Annotated in this window: 12 protein-coding genes; 7 read left to right on the forward strand and 5 right to left on the reverse strand. The window is 66.7% G+C overall.

Going from position 1 to position 14,038, the window contains the following annotated elements:
* Positions 1–7 precede the first annotated feature (7 nt).
* The 5 genes from ACZL02_RS12705 (at position 8) to ACZL02_RS12725 (ending at position 5,596) form a co-directional block, all read left to right on the forward strand.
* Positions 8–790 carry an SDR family oxidoreductase gene (locus ACZL02_RS12705; RefSeq protein ID WP_472939963.1) on the forward strand — a complete coding sequence of 261 codons (783 nt, stop codon included), beginning with the start codon at positions 8–10 and terminating at the stop codon, positions 788–790.
* A 132-nt stretch (positions 791–922) separates the two neighbouring features.
* Positions 923–1,987, forward strand: coding sequence for an ABC transporter ATP-binding protein (locus ACZL02_RS12710; RefSeq protein ID WP_472939964.1), 1,065 nt, complete (start codon positions 923–925; stop codon positions 1,985–1,987).
* Between the two features lie 164 nt (positions 1,988–2,151).
* The gene (locus ACZL02_RS12715; protein ID WP_472939965.1) at positions 2,152–3,465 is read left to right on the forward strand and encodes an ABC transporter substrate-binding protein; all 1,314 of its coding nucleotides are present in this window, start codon (positions 2,152–2,154) and stop codon (positions 3,463–3,465) included.
* Positions 3,466–3,795: 330 nt separating this feature from the next.
* Positions 3,796–4,647 carry a carbohydrate ABC transporter permease gene (locus ACZL02_RS12720; RefSeq protein WP_472940080.1) on the forward strand — a complete coding sequence of 284 codons (852 nt, stop codon included), beginning with the start codon at positions 3,796–3,798 and terminating at the stop codon, positions 4,645–4,647.
* A 49-nt stretch (positions 4,648–4,696) separates the two neighbouring features.
* On the forward strand, positions 4,697–5,596 hold the full coding sequence (locus tag ACZL02_RS12725) for a carbohydrate ABC transporter permease (RefSeq protein ID WP_472939966.1): 900 nt from the start codon (positions 4,697–4,699) through the stop codon (positions 5,594–5,596).
* Between the two features lie 315 nt (positions 5,597–5,911).
* Here ACZL02_RS12725 and ACZL02_RS12730 read toward each other — a convergent pair whose 3' ends face one another.
* The 4 genes from ACZL02_RS12730 to ACZL02_RS12745 form a co-directional block, all read right to left on the reverse strand.
* Positions 5,912–6,244 (reverse strand): hypothetical protein, encoded by a 333-nt coding sequence (locus tag ACZL02_RS12730; protein ID WP_472939967.1) that lies wholly within the window; start codon positions 6,242–6,244, stop codon positions 5,912–5,914.
* A 215-nt stretch (positions 6,245–6,459) separates the two neighbouring features.
* On the reverse strand, positions 6,460–7,335 hold the full coding sequence (locus ACZL02_RS12735) for a DMT family transporter (protein ID WP_472939968.1): 876 nt from the start codon (positions 7,333–7,335) through the stop codon (positions 6,460–6,462).
* A 276-nt stretch (positions 7,336–7,611) separates the two neighbouring features.
* On the reverse strand, positions 7,612–8,082 hold the full coding sequence (locus ACZL02_RS12740) for a nuclear transport factor 2 family protein (RefSeq protein WP_472939969.1): 471 nt from the start codon (positions 8,080–8,082) through the stop codon (positions 7,612–7,614).
* 46 nt (positions 8,083–8,128) lie between these two features.
* Entirely contained in the window at positions 8,129–9,307 is a 1,179-nt protein-coding gene (locus ACZL02_RS12745) for an NAD-dependent epimerase/dehydratase family protein (RefSeq protein WP_472939970.1), read from the reverse strand.
* A 98-nt stretch (positions 9,308–9,405) separates the two neighbouring features.
* On the opposite strand from ACZL02_RS12745, the gene ACZL02_RS12750 reads away from it, so the two are divergent.
* Positions 9,406–10,443, forward strand: a complete 1,038-nt coding sequence (locus ACZL02_RS12750) for a glycosyltransferase family 4 protein (RefSeq protein WP_472939971.1) — start codon at positions 9,406–9,408, stop codon at positions 10,441–10,443.
* Between the two features lie 40 nt (positions 10,444–10,483).
* On the opposite strand, the gene ACZL02_RS12755 is transcribed toward ACZL02_RS12750, so the two are convergent.
* Positions 10,484–12,313: a methyl-accepting chemotaxis protein gene (locus ACZL02_RS12755; protein ID WP_472939972.1), complete on the reverse strand. Its 1,830-nt coding sequence runs from the start codon at positions 12,311–12,313 to the stop codon at positions 10,484–10,486.
* A gap of 559 nt (positions 12,314–12,872) precedes the next feature.
* Here ACZL02_RS12755 and ACZL02_RS12760 point away from each other — a divergent pair.
* Positions 12,873–14,027, forward strand: a complete 1,155-nt coding sequence (locus ACZL02_RS12760) for a YbfB/YjiJ family MFS transporter (protein ID WP_472939973.1) — start codon at positions 12,873–12,875, stop codon at positions 14,025–14,027.
* Positions 14,028–14,038: the final 11 nt, after the last annotated feature.

Consider the following 14,038-nt stretch of genomic DNA (forward strand, 5'->3'; position numbering starts at 1 on the left):
GAACAGCATGAGCCATACCCCCTCCGCCTCCGGCCCCGCCTCCGCCCGCATCGCCCTCGTCACCGGGGGCGGCACCGGCGTCGGCAAGGCGATGACCAAGGCACTCATGGAAGCCGGCTGGACGATGGTGATCACCGGCCGCCGACGCGACGTGCTGGACGCCGCCGTGACCGAGCTCTCCGGCGATGACGGGCGGATCGTCGCGGTCGCCGCCGATATCGGCGACCCAGCCTCCGTCAACGGCCTGTTCGCCGAGATCAAGAGCCGCTTCGGCCGGCTCGACCTCCTCGTCAACAATGCCGGCACGAACGTCCCGCCGATCGCGCTGGAAGACGTCTCGTTCGAGCAGTGGAACACCATCGTCGCAGCCAACCTCACCGGCGCGTTCCTCTGCACGCAGCAGGCGTTCAAGCTGTTCAAGACGCAGAGCCCGCGCGGTGGGCGGATCATCAACAACGGCTCGATTTCGGCCTCGACGCCGCGGCCGAACTCGGCGCCCTACACCGCCACGAAGCACGCGATCTCCGGCCTGACCAAGGCCACCGCGCTCGACGGGCGCCCGTTCGACATCGCCTGCGGCCAGATCGACATCGGCAATGCCGCGAGCGCGATGACCACGACGATCCAGTCCGGCGCGCTGCAGGCCAACGGCACCACCGCCGCCGAGGCAACGATGGACCCGCGATACGTCGCCGACGCCGTGGTCTCGATGGCCGGGCTGCCGCTCGAGGTGAACGTCCTCACCATGACGATCATGGCGACCAAGATGCCGTATGTCGGCCGCGGCTGACATCTGAAGCTAGGGAAATACGAGGGTCCGGCTAAGGCCGGGCTTCGAACGACAAGAAGCCGGCCAATGCCGGCAGCAGGCGAAGAGAGGCGAAGACGCCCGGCGCCATCTGTAATTTGGGAGGAGTACCGCATGGCTTCGGTCGATATCGTCGACGTCAAGAAATCCTTCGGGGCACACCCCGTCATCCGCGGCGTCAACGTGCGCATCGAGGACGGCGAGTTCGTGATCCTCGTCGGCCCGTCGGGCTGCGGGAAGTCGACGCTCCTGCGCATGCTGGCGGGCCTCGAGCACGTCTCGGCCGGCGAGATCTTCATCGGCGACCGGGTGGTCAACGACCTCCCGCCGAAGGACCGGGACATCGCCATGGTGTTCCAGAACTACGCGCTCTACCCGCACATGACCGTCGCCGAGAATATGGCGTTCTCGCTGACCTTGAAGAACGCGCCGAAGTCGGAGATCGAGACCCGCGTTAAACCCGCCGCCGAGATCCTCGGCCTTTCCGCCTATCTCGACCGCTATCCCCGCCAGCTGTCTGGCGGCCAGCGCCAGCGCGTGGCGATGGGCCGGGCGATCGTGCGCGACCCGCAGGTCTTCCTGTTCGACGAGCCGCTGTCGAACCTCGACGCAAAGCTGCGCGTTTCGATGCGCACCGAGATCAAGAACCTCCACCAGCGGTTGACCACCACGACGGTCTACGTCACGCACGACCAGATCGAGGCGATGACCATGGCCGACAAGATCGTCGTCATGCAGGACGGGCGGGTCGAGCAGATCGGCGCGCCGCTGGAACTCTACGACCGGCCGAACAACCTCTTCGTCGCCGGCTTCATCGGCTCGCCCGCCATGAACATGCTGAACGGCCGGCTCGACGTGAACGACCCGACGAAATTCGTCACCGAGGACGGCACGGTGCTGCCGGTTTCCGGCTCGCGGCCCGAAGCTCTGGGGCGCGCGCTGGTCTATGGCGCACGGCCGGAGGCGATCACGCTCGGCGGCGACATCAAGCTGCAGGTCGTGGTCATCGAGCCGACCGGCTCGGAAAGCCAGGTGCTCGGCAAGATCGGCCATACCGACGTCACCTGCGTCTTCCGCGACCGCGTGACCGTGCGGCCGGGCGAATTCATCCCGGTCTCGATCGACCCGAAGGCGGTGCACCTGTTCGACGCCGGCACCGGCCAGCGCCTGTCGGTCTGAAGCGCATCGGCCGAAAGTCTCGGTCGTCTTGGCCTCGACCCACCCGTAGCATCCCCCGGAGCCCCTGCCCCCGATGCCGGGGCTCCAGCCAGACATAAGCGCGGCGGCATCCCGGGAGGGCCGACCGCGCATCCACCAAACTCCCGACCCGTGGAGGAAACAGCATGATCGACCGCAGAAAACTTCTCGTCGCCTCGGCCGGACTCGTCGCCGGCACGGCGCTCGGCGGACGCCTTGGCGTCGGCTCGGCCTTCGCGCAGGGCGCCATTCCCACCTACAAGCCCGAGGAAGGCGCCTCGCTGCGCCTGCTCCGCTGGGCGCCCTTCGTGCCGGCCGAAGAAGCCGCCTGGATCGCCAACACCCAAAAGTTCACCGACGCGACGGGCGTCCAGGTCCGCATCGACAAGGAAAGCTGGGAGGACGTGCGCCCGAAGGCCGCCGTCGCCGCCAATGTCGGCTCGGGACCGGACATGGTGATGAGCTGGTTCGACGATCCGCAGCAGTACCCGGACAAGCTGCTCGACGTGACGGAACTCGGCACCGCCGTCGGCGCGGCCAATGGCGGCTGGTACTCCGGCATCGAGTCCTACGCCAAGCGCGACGGCAAGTTCATCGCTATGCCGCTCTGCGCCATCGGCAATGCGGTCGTCTACCGCGACAGCCATGTGAAGGCCGCCGGCTTCAGCGAATACCCAAAGGACACCGCCGGCTTCCTCGAGCTCTGCAAGGCGCTGCACGCCAAGGGCACGCCGGCCGGCTTCCCGCACGGCAAGGCCGTCGGCGATGGCAACAACTACGCGCATTGGCTGCTCTGGAGCCATGGCGGCAAGATGGTCGACGAGGCCGGCAAGGTCACGATCAACAGCCCGGAGACGCTGGCCGCGGTCAAGTACGCGATGGAGCTCTACAAGACCTTCATCCCGGGCACCGAGAGCTGGCAGGACGTCAACAACAACCGCGCCTTCCTCGCCGGCCAGGTCTCGCTGACCGCCAACGGCGTCTCGGTCTACTACGCCGCCAAGAAGGACCCGGCGATGAAGGAGATCATGGACGACATGCGCTCCACCAACCTGCCGATCGGCCCGGTCGGCCAGTCGGTCGAGCTGCACCAGACCTCGACGCTGTCGATCTTCGCCCACACGAAATACCCCGAGGCGGCGAAGGCCTACCTCGCGCACATGTACGACACCGCCAACCTCAACGCCTGGATCACCGGTGCCAGCGCCTATTGCTGCCAGCCGCTGAAGGGCCTCGAGAACAACCCGGTCTGGACCTCGAACCCGATCCACGCCGCCTACGCCAAGGCATCCTCGACGCTGCGGCCGAACGGCTATGCCGGCCCGCTCGGCGCGGCCTCGGCCGGCACCATGGCCGACTACGTGCTGGTCGACATGTTCGCGGAAGCCGTGACCGGCCAGTCCTCGCCGGAAGACGCCATCGCCAACGCGGAGAGCCGCGCGGCGCGGTACTACCGCTGACCGTGACGGCCTGAGGGGGTAGCGGCAGTTCGCCCCCCTCTGCCCTGCCGGGCATCTCCCCCTCAAGGGGGGAGATCAGCGGCTGCGGCGTCGGCGACTGTCGATCTCCCCACCTGAGGGGGAGATGGGCGGCAGCCCAGAGGGGGGCGAGCCGCCGCCATCGCGCCAAGTAGCCCCTCCCCCAAACATCGGCGTCCGCACACCGCGGGCGTCCCTTCCCCTTTCCGAGGAACACCGATGTCGACCACCACCAGACACCACGCCGCGCCATCGAAAAAATCCGCGTTCGAGCGGCTGTCGCAGAGCCGCAACGGGCTCGGCTTCCTGTTCATGCTGCCGGCGGCGCTGTTCCTCATCGCCTTCCTCACCTACCCGCTCGGCCTCGGCGTCTGGCTCGGCTTCACCGATGCCAAGATCGGCCGGCCTGGCGTGTTCATCGGGCTGGAGAACTACGCCTTCCTGATGCACGACCGGGTGTTCTGGATCGCGGTGTTCAACACCGTCTCCTATACCGCCGTCGCCTCCGTGCTGAAGTTCGCGCTCGGCCTCTGGCTGGCGCTGCTGCTGAACGAGAACCTGCCGTTCAAGTCGTTCTTCCGCGCCATCATCCTCCTGCCCTGGGTGGTGCCGACGGTGCTCTCGGCGCTGGCGTTCTGGTGGATCTTCGACGCGCAGTTCTCGATCATCTCCTACGTCCTGATGAAGTGGGGGATCATCTCCTCGCCGATCAACTTCCTCGGCGACCCGACCAATGCGCGGATTTCCGTGATGGCGGCGAACGTCTGGCGCGGCATCCCCTTCGTCGCGATCTCGCTGCTCGCCGGCCTGCAGACCATTCCGGTCTCGCTGCACGAGGCGGCCGCGCTCGACGGCGCGACGTCGTGGCAGCGGTTCCGCCGGATCACGCTGCCGCTGCTGACGCCGATCATCGCCGTGGTGATGACGTTCTCGGTGCTGTTCACCTTCACCGACTTCCAGCTGATCTACGTCCTGACCAAGGGCGGCCCGGTGAACGCCACGCACCTGATGGCGACGCTGTCCTTCCAGCGCGGCATTTCCGGCGGCCAGCTCGGCGAGGGCGCGGCGATCGCGGTGTCGATGGTGCCGTTCCTGCTGGCGGCGATCCTGTTCAGCTTCTTCGGCCTGCAGCGGCGCAAATGGCAGCAAGGTGGCGGCGACTGATGCGCCGGATCCATCGAGCCGCCCGCCCCGACGATACGAGGACAAAGCCATGACCCAGACCAATCCCGAGCCGACCGGCACCCTGACCGACGACGTCGTCGGCATGTCGCAGTTCAACTCGCTGCCGCGCAAGCTGGTGACGGTCTACCTGCCGCTGCTGGTGTTCTGCTTCGTGCTGCTGTTCCCGTTCTACTGGATGGCGATCACCGCGGTGAAGCCGAACGACCAGCTGACCAACTACTCCGTCTACAGCCCGTTCTGGGTGGTCGGGCCGACGTTCGACCACATCAAGTACCTGCTGTTCGAAACCTCCTATCCCGGCTGGCTGTGGAACACGACGCTGGTGGCGATCTGCTCGACGATCATCTCGCTCGCCGCCTCGGTCTTCGCGGCCTATGCGATCGAGCGGGTGCGCTTCACCGGTGCGCGGGTCAGCGGCCTGCTGATCTTCCTTGCCTACCTCATCCCGCCCTCGATCCTCTTCATCCCGCTCGCCTTCATCGTCTTCCAGGTTGGCATCTTCGATTCAAAGCTGGCGCTGATCCTGACCTATCCGACCTTCCTCATCCCGTTCTGCACTTGGCTGCTGATGGGCTATTTCCGCTCGATCCCGTTCGAGCTGGAGGAAAGCGCCCTCGTCGACGGCGCCACCCGCTGGCAGATCCTCACCCGCGTCGTGCTGCCGCTCGCGGTTCCCGGCCTCATCTCCGCCGGCATCTTCGCCTTCACGCTGGCCTGGAACGAGTTCATCTACGCGCTGACCTTCATCCAGTCCTCGGAGAACAAGACGCTGCCGGTCGGCGTGCTGACCGAACTTGTCCGCGGCGACGTCTACGAATGGGGCTCGCTGATGGCCGGCGCGCTGCTGGGATCACTGCCGGTGGTGATCCTGTACTCGTTCTTCGTGGATTACTACGTGTCGTCGATGACGGGGGCGGTGAAGGAGTAAGGATCGACGCGGGTGGCAAGGGTCAGAAGCATTGTGGCTCGTCGCCCGAAACACCGTCATCCCGGACTTGATCTCTGCGAAACCGACGGTTTCGCTGGGATCCATTCCAAACCGCATAAACCAGTGCGGTAAGGGTGGACATTCGCTGACGCGGACTGCGCAGGACGCGCGGAGGCATGGTTCCCGACGCAGAATTTTCCGGAAACCATTACGCCGCCTCCTGGGGGCTGAAGATCCAATCTCTCCGGCCGGACACACGCTCGACTTTAGAAAATCGCAGATGCCAGCCGGCAGCGGCCCGTGCGCTTTAGCGGTTTAACCTGGCTCTACCCCGACAATAATCCGGTCAGCCTCGTTCGGATCGTTGAGCCAGATCGAGAGACGGGCCATGTCGGCAGAAACCGGCAAGGTCATCACCGGGTCGCCGGCGACGAGCGTGATGATCACTTGGCCATTCCTCGCTCTGATCCGATGCACAAGGTCGGCCGGACGACCGATCTCGACCTCGTCGAGCGAGACCAGCGTCACCTGACATCGCCCCTCCTGTTCGTTCTTCGCTCTGATACTAATACAATCATCATTATAACTGAACGCGGCATCTTGATAATCAGGGCTGGCAATCTTTCCCGAGCCATGGATGAACAGCATACCATTCTCCAGGTATAGTTTCTTGCGCACCCTCGCGTTCTCTTGCCTTGGCCCGTTACAGGTTTTGAAATGAGGAAAATATTTACCGCAAGATGCCGGAGGCGTCCTCATTGCGTTGAAAGTTGATTGTCCTCGAAAAAAGCAACCCTGGCAAAGCCTGAATCCTTCGCCCCGCATGCATGGACTCCAGTGTCAAAGCTGGCCGAATACGTCCCCTACACCCTCAGCGCCCGCGCATTCCGGTTCTCCCGCCACCAGATGTACAGCCCGCTGCCGACCAGCACGGCCATGCCAACGAGCGTCGTCTCGTGCAGGCCGTCGCCGAACCAGAACAGGCTGATGGCGGTGGCGAAGAGCATCTGGCTGTAGAGGAAGGGCGAGAGCAGCGAGGCCGGGGCGTGGCGGAAGGCGTTGATGAGGAGCGAGTGGCCGATGGCGCCGATCACGCCGATCAGCAGCATCAGGCCTGCGACCGGCAGCGAGGGCGTCTGCCAGAACGGGATGACGAGGACGGAGAGGATCACCGCGCCGGTGGCGGTGGTGTGGAACTGCGTCGCCGCCACGTCCTCGCTGCCGGCGAGTTGGCGCGTCAGCATGAGGTAGGCGGCGTTCAGCACTGAGGAGCAGAGCGGCAGGAGGAGGTAGGGATCGAACCCCGCCGAGCCCGGACGGACGATCAGGATCACCCCGATGAAGCCCGCGAGGACGGCGCCGATCCGGTGCAGGCCGATCGTCTCCTTCAGGAAGATCACCGAGAACACGGTGACGAGGATCGGCGAGAAGAACATCACCGCGGTGCAGTCGGCCAACGGCACTCTCGCCAGCGCGAAATACATCAGCAGCGTCGCGCCGAGCAGCGTCGCCCCGCGCACGCATTGCAGCACCGGCCGCCGCGCGTGCAGGAAGCGCGTGCCGGACGTCGCGCCGAGGTAGGAAGAGACCAGCAGCGTCTGGACGATGTAGCGGCCCCAGACCACCTGGATGACCGGCATCAGCCCCGTCAGGGTCTTGCCGGTGGCGTCCATCAGGGAGAACACCATGCCGGCGACGACCGTCAGGACGATGCCGGTGAGAAGGGAATTGCTGTTCACGTCGCGCCTGCTGTTCGCTGCGCTGCCGCCCGCGACACCGCCAGGGGACGAAAGCACAGCCGAGAAGGTTGCGATAGCCTAGTATCCCACTTTCGCCAGCCCGCCTGACGCTTTTGCGCGAAAGTCGGAGCCCGAGAGAGAAGCGGTTCTGCCGTCCGCGCAGTCCGCCGACGCCCTACTCCCACCCGCCGCAGGTCCGCGACCCCACCATGGGCCGCATGGGCGTCAAGGCGAGACGCCGGCGCGCGGTGGCAAGCCACCCGCCGGACGGTTCGGCTAGAGATCGAGCTCGGCGAGGCCGGGAAAGTCAGCGGGCCGCGGGCCTTGCGCCCACGTGAAGAGGCGCTCGCCCTCGGAAATCGGCTGGTCGTTGATCGAGGCCTCGCGGCGCTGCATCAGGCCGTTCGCATCGAACGCCCAGTTCTCATTGCCGTTGGCGCGGAACCAGTCGCCCTCGGCGGTGCGGTACTCGTAGGCGAAGCGCACGGCGATGCGGTTGTCGTGGAAGGCCCAGAGCTGCTTGATGAGGCGGTAGTCCAGCTCGCGCTGCCATTTGCGCGTCAGGAACTCGACGATCGCCGGCCGGCCCGAAAAGAACTCCGACCGGTTTCGCCAGCGGCTGTCCTCGGTATAGGCGAGCGAGACGGCGGCGGGGTCCTGCCGGTTCCAGGCATCCTCGGCCTTACGGGCCTTCTCGGTCGCGGTCTCGAAGGTGAACGGCGGGAACGGCGGGCGGCTCTCGGACATGGCTCTACCTCGGGCTTTCGGTTGCTGGAAATAAGGGCGGGCGGGGCTATTCCGCCGCTTCCGGCCGCACCCAGCGGCTGGTCGAGACGATCTTCGAGGGGTCGCAGCGGTCGGCATAGCGGCGGGCGACGTCGACCACCTCGGCGAGCAGGCCGTCGGACAATTTCGTCGGCGTGACACCGAGGCCCATCAGCGTGTCGTTCGCCACCACAAGCTCGTTCTCGGCCGCTTCCTTGCGCGGGTTGTCGAGATACTCGACCTGAACGCCGGTCATGCCGGAGACCATGACGGCGAGATCGCGGACGCGGTGCGTCTCGGTCATCTGGTTGAGGATCCGCACCCGCGCCCCGCGCTTGGGCGGCGTCTCGGCGGCCAAGAGGATGCAGCGCACGGTGTCGCGGATGTGGATGAAGGCGCGGGTCTGGCCGCCGGTGCCGTGCACGGTGAGCGGATGGCCGATGGCCGCCTGGCAGAGGAAGCGGTTCAGCACCGTGCCGTAGTCGCCGTCATAGTCGAAGCGGTTGACGAGGCGCGGGTCGAGCAAGGTCTCCTCCGTCGCCGTGCCCCAGACGATGCCCTGGTGCAGGTCGGTGATCCTCAGGCCGTCGTTCTTGGCGTAGTAGAGGAAGAGCAGCTGATCCAGCGTCTTGGTCATGTGGTAGATCGAGCCGGGATCGACGGGGTAGAGGATCTCGACATCCACCGAGGCACCGCCCGAGCGCAGCGTCGCGTCGATGTAACCCTCGGGGATCGTCATGCCCCGCGCCTTGCCATAGCCGTAGACGCCCATGGTGCCGAGATGAATGAGATGCGCGTCTGGGCAGGCCTCGACCATGGCGCAGAGCACGGCATGGGTGGCGTTGACGTTGTTGTCGACGGTGTAGCGCTTGTGGCGCGGCGACTTCATCGAATAGGGCGCGGCGCGCTGCTCGGCGAAATGCACGATCGCATCCGGCCGGGTCTCGGCGAACAGGGCCTCCAGCGCGTCGTAGTCATGGGCGACGTCGAGGTTGACGAAGTCGATCGGCGTGTTGCTGGTCTCGCGCCAGGCGGCGAGCCGCTCGTCGATCCCGGCGATCGGCGTCAGGCTGGAAGCGCCGAGCTCGGCATCGGTCGCGCGGCGGACGAGATTGTCGACGATGACGACGCTGTGGCCTTGCGCGGCGAGATGAAGGCTCGTCGGCCATCCGCAGAAGCCGTCTCCGCCCAGAACGATGATCTTCATGACCGGCCGGTACTCCTTGCGATGGCGACCTTGGCATTTCCTTTCCCGCAGCCATATCCGCAACCGGGGGGCAAAGACAAATCCCGGACGGAGCCCGAATGCGCATCCTGATTGCCTCCGACGCCTGGGCCCCGCAGGTCAACGGCGTCGTCCGCGTGCTCGAGACCACCGCGCATCATCTGCGGGAGATGGGCCATGCCGTCGAGGTGATCGGGCCGGATCGCTTCCCGTTGACCATACCGGCACCGGGCTATCCCGAGGTGCGGCTGGCGATGACGCTCGGACGCCGACTGCCAGAGATGATCGACGCCTTCCGGCCGGACGCCATCCATATTCCCGTGGAAGGGCCGATCGGACTGGCGGCACGGCACTATTGCCGGAAGCGCGGGCTGCCCTTCACGACCTCCTTCCACACCCGGTTCGGCGACTATTTCGAGGCAAGGCTCGGGGTCAGCCCTAGGCCCGCGACGGCGGCACAGCGTTGGTTCCACAATGCCGGCGCGGGCTTCATGGTGCAGACGCCGACGCTGGAGCGGGGGCTGGCGGCGAAAGGCTTCGCCAACATCCGCCGGTGGGGCCGCGCGGTCGATACCGCCCTCTTCCACCCTTGCCGCGAGGCCCCCGGCTTCGACGCCGACTTTCTCGGCCTGCCCCGTCCGATTTTCCTCTATCTCGGCCGGGTCTCGCCGGAGAAGAACCTGCCGGCCTTCCTGGGCCTCGACCTGCCGGGGTCGAAGGTGGTCGTCGGCGACGGCCCGGCGATGGCGCGGCTGAAGGCGGAATTTCCAGCGGCGCATTTCCTCGGCTACCGCCATGGCGACGACATCGCCCGGCATCTTTCCGCCGCCGACGCCTTCGTCTTCCCCTCGCGCTTCGAGACCTTTGGCCTCGTCGTGCTCGAGGCGCTGGCCTGCGGCACGCCGGTGGCGGCCTTCCCGGTGCCGGGCCCGATCGACATTCTCGGCGACGCGCCGCATGCCGTCCTGTCGGATGACCTGCGGGCCGGCGCGCTGGCGGCGCTGGCGATCGACCGGCACGGCTGCCGGGCCTTTGCCGAGGGCTTCTCCTGGCGGGAATGCACACGGCAGTTCGCCGATAACCTCGAGCCGATCCGGCGGGACGCCCCCCCGCGCTGAGGCCGAGCGCGTCCCGGGGAGAGCCGCCGGCGGCTGATCGTCAGGCGGCGCGCGCCTGACGCGCCGGGCTTGCCGCCACTTGGGCAGCGCTGCCGACCTTGAAGCGCGAGACGGAGGCCAACAGGTTCCCGGCCTCGCCGGCGAGTGCCTGCGTCGCGGCGGTCGACTGCTCGACCATGGCGGCGTTCTGCTGGGTCATCACGTCCATCTGCTTGACCGCATTGTTGACCTCGCCGAGACCCGCCGACTGCTCGCTGGCCGATGCCGAGATCTCGTTGATCAGCAGGTTCAGCTCGACCACCTGTTGCGCGATCCGGTCGAGTGCCGAACCCGTCTCGCCGACGAGATCGACGCCTTCGCCGACCTGGGCGCTGGAGGTCGAGATCAGGCTCTTGATTTCCTTGGCCGCTTCCGCCGAGCGCTGGGCGAGGCCGCGCACTTCCTGGGCGACGACGGCAAAGCCACGGCCTGCCTCGCCGGCCCGCGCCGCCTCGACGCCGGCATTCAACGCGAGGAGATTGGTCTGGAAGGCGATCTCGTCGATGACGCCGATGATGCGCCCGACCTTGTCGGAGGATTCCGAGATCTGGCCCATGGCGGCAACCGCCTTGCGCACGATCTCGCCGGAGCGTTCGGCATCCTGCTGTGAATTCGCGACGACAGTCTGCGCCTGCCCGGCGCGCTGGGCCGTGCGCCTGACCGCCGACGTGATCTGGTCGACGGCGGCGGCGGTCTCCTCAAGGCTCGCGGCCTGCTGTTCAGTACGGCTGGCCAGATCATGCGCGGCGATGCCGATCTCGCCGGCGCCGTCGCGGAACGTCTTGGCCGAGCCGAGGATCGCCCTGAGCGCCGTCTCGACGGACGCCATGGCGTCGTTGAAATCACAGCGCAGCGTTTCGTATTCATCGGCGAAGGGCGTCAGGAGGCGAAAGGCAAGGTCCCCGCCGGCGAGCTTGCCGAGACCAGCGGCGAGGCTGTCGACGACCATGCCCTGGGCCTTGGCGCGTGCCGCCCGCTCGGCTTGCGCCCGTTCCCCGGCCGACATCTCCGCGAGGCGATTGCGCTCCGCCTCCGCCGCGTCGGCCGCGGCCTTCGAAACGATCAACGCCTGGAAATCGCGCACGGCGCGGCCGATCTCTCCCACCTCGTCGGAACGCTCGGCGCCGGAGAGTGTCAGGTCGGTTCGGCCCCCGACGAGTTCGCGCATGTCCTTGGCGAGCCGGTCGATCGGCTTCGAGATCGACCGGTTCGAGAAGACGAGCAGGAGAAGCGCGAAGGCGCCGCCGACCGCCAGCGCCGCGATCATCATCGAGCGGCCCAGCGACGACACGTCGAGCGCGGCGGAAGCGTCCGCCGTCGCCGCCGCCTCGATGGCGTCGCCGGCGTTTCCCATCTCGCCTTCCAGCGCGGTGAACTGGGTGTTGAAGGCCGCCAGCTGGCGCAGCGCGCCGGGCGCATCCTTCGAGGCGACGTCGACGATCTTGCCGGCGGCATCGATATAGGCGGCCAAAGGCGCCTCCAGCCTTGCCAGGGCATCGCGCATGGCGGGATCGACAGCCAGGGCCTTGTTGGCGTCGATCGACGCTCGGAATTGCGCAACATGCTCGCCGAGATCGGTCCGGACACCGTCGATGGCAATGCCCGCCGCCGGGGTGCCGGAAAGGATCGCGGCGTACACATCCGAACGCAGCGCGTCGTGCATCATGTCCGCCTGCATGTGGTTGCGCAGGATCGAGGACGATTTCACGGAGTCCGCCAATCCCTTGCCCAGCGACCCGGCGACCCAAAGGCCAGACCCCGAACTGCCAAGCGCGAGGACGAAGACGGCAAGGCTGACGGCAATCATCTTCTGGCGAATGGTACGCAGCATGGAAACACTCCGGGAGAACGTTCCCCATCATGTCATTAGTTAGCTAATAATGGATTGCCCGACCGGGTGCAGCGTTCCGTGACTTTCTATGTGCAGCTTATGATCTACTGTCATACACGGAGCCGGGTGCTAATGGTTCAACCGATCAACAAACGCGATTGTGGGGTAGCGCCTTTCTTTGCATTAAAGTCTCGTTTGATCAGCAGAAAAGACGGATACAGTAGATCCTCGGAACATGTTCGGGTCGACGCTCGGTGAGAGACTGGTCAACGATTGATCTCGCCTGTCCATTACTGCTCGATATGAGACTTCGTTTGGCGTCAGAGCGTTCGACGTCTGCGGATGTGCCGACGACGTAGTTGAGCACATCCGTTCGCCCCCGATCGGCTCAGCCCGGCTGCGCAACCTCGCGGATGCCGAGGGACGCGAGAAGACTGCTTTAAATCTCTCAATCCGCGCCGCCGACGGTCCGGAGATCGATTCCGATTTTCTAAGCGATGCTGTAGGGGATCGCGGCGGGGCCGACGGTGGGCCCCGTCGCCCGAAGGAGCCCGTTCCCGTGTCACCGTTGTTTCGCCTGCTCCTGTCAGGCTTCCTGACGCTTGCCGTCGTCATGGGGGTCGGGCGCTTCTACTATACGCCGCTGCTGCCGATCATGCGCGACGAGCACGGCTTCGGCGTCGATACCGCCGGCCTGATCGCCGGCTTCAATTTCGCCGGCTATCTCGTCGGCTCGCTGCTGGTGTCGCTGGTGTCCGGCCGCGCCATGCGCCTTGCCGCCTTCCGGACCGGGGTCGTCCTCAGCGTCGCCACCACGCTCGGCATGGGGCTCAGCGACGACCTCGCCGTCTGGTACGCGCTGCGCACCGTTTCCGGCATCGCCAGCGCGCTGGCGATGATCTCGGCCGCCGGCATCATCGCCGAGGCGCTCGCCGGCATCGACCAGGAGGCGCGGATCGGCTGGGTGTTCGGCGGGGTCGGCACGGGCATCGCCGCCTCCGGCCTGCTCGTCCACCTCGCCCACCCGCCGCTGAGTGGCGACGGGCTGTGGATCGCCGCCGGCCTCGCCTGTGCGGCGCTGTTGCCGGTCCTCATCATCGGCGTCGGCGACCGGCAGCTCATCGGCACGCCGCAGACCCGCAAGCATCTGCGCCGCGTGCCGCGCCCGCTGCCGTTCTGGCCACTGTTCGCGAGCTATACGGCAGAGGGGCTCGGCTACTCGGTCTTCGCCACCTTCATCGTCGCCATCGTCAAGTCGCGCCCCGGCCTCGAGGAGATCGGCAACTGGGTGTGGATCATCGTCGGCCTCGCCGGCCTGCCGAGCTGCCTGCTCTGGAGCGGCTTGGCCGAGCGCATCGGCTTCTCCCGCGCGCTGACGATGGCCTTCATCACCCAGATCGTCGGCGTCATGCTGCCGGTGCTGAGCGATACCGGCCCCGCCGCGCTCGCCGCCGCCGTGCTGTTCGGCGGCACCTTCATCCCGATCACGCTGCTGACCATGCCGCTCGGGCGCAAGGGCCTCGGCGGCCGCGGCTTCGCCGTCCTCACCGCCGGCTTCGGCCTCGGGCAGATGCTGGGGCCGGTGGCGACCGGCTGGCTGGTCGCGGGACCGGCGGACTACGACCGCGCGTTGCTCGCCTCGGCCGCGGTGCTGGTGGTCGGCGTCGCCTGCCTCGGCGCGGCGATCTGGACGCGGCGCGACCAGCCAGCCTGAAGCAGCGGTTG

The sequence above is a fragment of the Mesocryomonas fontinalis genome (genome assembly GCF_055730125.2).

Bases quoted from the DNA above. Each gene is read 5' to 3' on its own strand.
- ACZL02_RS12725 (WP_472939966.1), top strand. From the start codon at position 4,697: ATGACCCAGACCAATCCCGAGCCGACCGGCACCCTGACCGACGACGTC.
- ACZL02_RS12740 (WP_472939969.1), bottom strand. From the start codon at position 8,082: ATGTCCGAGAGCCGCCCGCCGTTCCCGCCGTTCACCTTCGAGACCGCG.
- ACZL02_RS12715 (WP_472939965.1), top strand. From the start codon at position 2,152: ATGATCGACCGCAGAAAACTTCTCGTCGCCTCGGCCGGACTCGTCGCC.
- ACZL02_RS12745 (WP_472939970.1), bottom strand. From the start codon at position 9,307: ATGAAGATCATCGTTCTGGGCGGAGACGGCTTCTGCGGATGGCCGACG.
- ACZL02_RS12720 (WP_472940080.1), top strand. From the start codon at position 3,796: ATGCTGCCGGCGGCGCTGTTCCTCATCGCCTTCCTCACCTACCCGCTC.
- ACZL02_RS12730 (WP_472939967.1), bottom strand. From the start codon at position 6,244: ATGCTGTTCATCCATGGCTCGGGAAAGATTGCCAGCCCTGATTATCAA.
- ACZL02_RS12750 (WP_472939971.1), top strand. From the start codon at position 9,406: ATGCGCATCCTGATTGCCTCCGACGCCTGGGCCCCGCAGGTCAACGGC.
- ACZL02_RS12705 (WP_472939963.1), top strand. From the start codon at position 8: ATGAGCCATACCCCCTCCGCCTCCGGCCCCGCCTCCGCCCGCATCGCC.
- ACZL02_RS12755 (WP_472939972.1), bottom strand. From the start codon at position 12,313: ATGCTGCGTACCATTCGCCAGAAGATGATTGCCGTCAGCCTTGCCGTC.
- ACZL02_RS12710 (WP_472939964.1), top strand. From the start codon at position 923: ATGGCTTCGGTCGATATCGTCGACGTCAAGAAATCCTTCGGGGCACAC.